Raw genomic sequence first — 2,799 nt, 5'->3', positions numbered from 1 at the left:
GCATTCATCAAGTTGGCGCGGGTTTCCGCGCGCCGTTTCGTCACCCGCGGGGAAGCACCGCCGGGTTGTCGTCGCGGCTGGGCCGAAGACGTCGACACTGTTACCCCCATCACACTTCAATACGTTTGAGTATCCGATACATTAGCGTATCCGTTCGGGGGCCGACAGCTTCAGGAGCATCCCTGGATGGACGTGGACGCGAACACCCTGCTCATCGAGTACGGCCAACCCCGGCTGCCGAGTTCGGCATGGCCATCTCCGCCGACACCGGCGGGGATACTCGCGCTGAGGGGAGCCCCGCCCCGGTTGAACGTGTCGGCCCGGTCGTGACTCCGGTGCGGGTGGTCCTCGCCGAAGACGATGTGCTGCTTCGCGAGGGTTTGGCCAGCCTGCTTGGCCGTTCTGGGTTCGACGTGGTGGGGCAGGCCAGCGACGGTGCTCGGCTGCTGGCGCTGGTCCGCGACACCAAACCCGAGCTCGTGGTTACCGACATTCGGATGCCGCCAACCCATACCACCGAGGGACTCGACGCCGCGCAAGTGATCCGCGACGAATTCCCCGACATCGCCATCCTGGTGCTCTCGGCGCACGTAGATGTCGAGCACGCGATGGAGCTGCTGGCCAGCGGGCGCAGCATCGGCTACCTGCTGAAGAGCCGGGTCACCGACGTGGCCGACTTCCTCGACACCCTGGATCGCATCGCCAAGGGTGCCTCGGTGGTAGACCCCGCCCTGGTGCGGGACTTGGTGTCGACCCGCCGGCGCGACGATCCGCTGGCGATGCTCAGTGCGCGCGAGCACGAGGTGTTGGCGCTGGTGGCCGAGGGACGATCCAACGCCGGCATCGGCCGTCGGCTGTGGGTCACCGAGGGCACCGTCGAAAAACACGTCCGCAGCATCATGACCAGACTGAACCTCCACGAGGCCGGCGACGACCATCGCCGCGTCCTCGCGGCGATCACCTTCCTCCAGGCCTGATGACGCGGACAGGCGGGAGTACCGGACGGTTACCCTTTCTCGCGTCCGTCAATGTCAGCTGCCTTGAAACATCGACGCCGACCAGCAGATGTTCGCGTGCCGATGCAAGATAGGCCAGGTCGAGCTTCGGGAATCCGTCCGCGATGGCTGCAAGTTCTGGAACCACGTAGCTTCTCAAATTACCACTGGCTGAACGTCTTTCGAAGTAGGCTGGGCGGTGGGCCCGGCGGACTGAGGTCCGGTTCAGAATTACGCTAAGTCGGACCTGTGTCGACACCGCTGCCACAATTGCGGGTCACTGCGACGGAATCGCGCCGATGGCCGCTAACGGGTAAGCAGACATTCCGAGTGGGGGGAAGCGTGGATGGGTGTCAGCGGTAAAGACTTCGGCTCGTTGGAGCGCAAGTCTGGAAGACACCCACGGATGGGGCCCGATATCGAAATCAGATGGAGCCAATCATGATTGGACGTGATACCAAGCTCGACGCTGGGAGCCCTCCAAAAAGCCAGCAGTCTCTTGGCGACCCGACCCGAAACGTCGATGAAGATCACGTCGGCCACGTTGTCGTTGGTGCCGCGCAGCCGGGGGCCAGCACCCGCAGCAGTCGCTCGGCGAGTTGAGGATGATCGCTCATCCAGTCGCGCACCTCGGTGGTCTTCGGGAGCACTTTGTGCGACGTAGTCGCATAGTGTCGTTCGCCAAACGAGAACCTTTGATCAACAAGCGCGCAGCGCTGGGCTATCGCACAACAATCGCCGACCGACTGCGTATTCACGAAAGTATGCGACTTGGCGATCAATTTGGGTATCCCACGCGTGCGGAAACATTCCGGGATGCACGCGGCGTGCACCGATTTCGACCTTCAGTCGGCCGATGTGACTCGAGTGCTCAAGACGGCAGCCCAATGTCGCGTACTCGCCGACTGTTGAGACGAAGTACCACCATTGGGGCGGGTCATGCTGACACCGGATTGCTACTCGGCAAGCCGCGTCGGCGCTCGGTGAAACATCGCCACTGGGAGGACATTTGAGCTGCGAAGTCGGAGAGCGGACAAACGATTTGGATGCCGCGTCGCTGCGAGCGCTCTACGACGATCACAGCGTCGCATTGCGGCGTTATGCCGTGCGCCTGACCGGTGACGAGGCGGCCGCCGAGGATGTGACGCAGGAGACGTTGCTGCGGGCATGGCGGCACCCCGAGGTATTCGAAGACAGCGAGAGGCCGGTGCGTGCCTGGCTATTCACGGTCGCCCGCAACGTGATCATCGATGAGCGCCGCACTTTGCGGTTCCGTAGCGAAGCCTGCGTGCTTGACGGCTCGGGAACTCCCGACCGCGCCGGCGTGGACCAGGTCAGCGCCGTGCTGGACCGGCTGCTGATCGGCGACGCGCTGGCGCAACTGTCGCCGCAGCACCGTGCCGTGATTGTGCGCTCGTATTACCTGTGCTGGACGACCACGCAGATCGCCGACGATCTCCGAATTGCAGTAGGCACCGTGAAGTCGAGGCTGCATCATGCACTGCGTGCGCTTCGGCTCACGCTGCAGGAGACAGAAGAGGCGATGACCGCCTGGTCAATCTAGGCGGACGGGCCGATCATTCGAGTAGATCGCACGTGCCGACAATCCGTCATGACGACACCCCGCAACTTCCACGGTCGGCTCGTACCGGTTCCGAAGCGGTGGGCAATATGTCGATGTCGAAGATCGCGGTAGGCAGGTACAGCGAGCAGCACGACCCGATTGAAATCGCGGGACGTGCTGGGAATTGGCTAAGGGACTCCGCTCCGGCGCCTGTGCGCTGCCGGCCATCGCCGCGCGGTA

The 2,799-nt window shown here is 63.4% G+C and carries 3 protein-coding genes; all 3 read left to right on the top strand.

The genetic code is table 11. The features are described 5' to 3' along the window. The first annotated feature begins 186 nt into the window (after positions 1 to 186). The 3 genes from QOC69_RS23865 to QOC69_RS23855 all read left to right on the top strand — a co-directional run bounded on the left by QOC69_RS23865 (position 187) and on the right by QOC69_RS23855 (position 2,559). On the top strand, positions 187 to 330 hold the full coding sequence (locus tag QOC69_RS23865) for a hypothetical protein (RefSeq protein WP_526444248.1): 144 nt from the start codon (positions 187 to 189) through the stop codon (positions 328 to 330). Next, positions 327 to 977, top strand: a complete 651-nt coding sequence (locus QOC69_RS23860) for a response regulator transcription factor (RefSeq protein ID WP_526444246.1) — start codon at positions 327 to 329, stop codon at positions 975 to 977. Before QOC69_RS23865 ends, QOC69_RS23860 begins: the two co-directional genes overlap by 4 nt. 1,027 nt (positions 978 to 2,004) lie before the next feature. After that, entirely contained in the window at positions 2,005 to 2,559 is a 555-nt protein-coding gene (locus QOC69_RS23855; RefSeq protein WP_526444244.1) for an RNA polymerase sigma factor, read from the top strand. The last annotated feature ends 240 nt before the right edge of the window (positions 2,560 to 2,799 follow it).

The sequence above is a fragment of the Mycobacterium sp. genome, assembly GCF_032162105.1.
GTDB lineage: Bacteria > Actinomycetota > Actinomycetes > Mycobacteriales > Mycobacteriaceae > Mycobacterium.
This window is presented reverse-complemented; position numbering and strand designations above follow the sequence as displayed.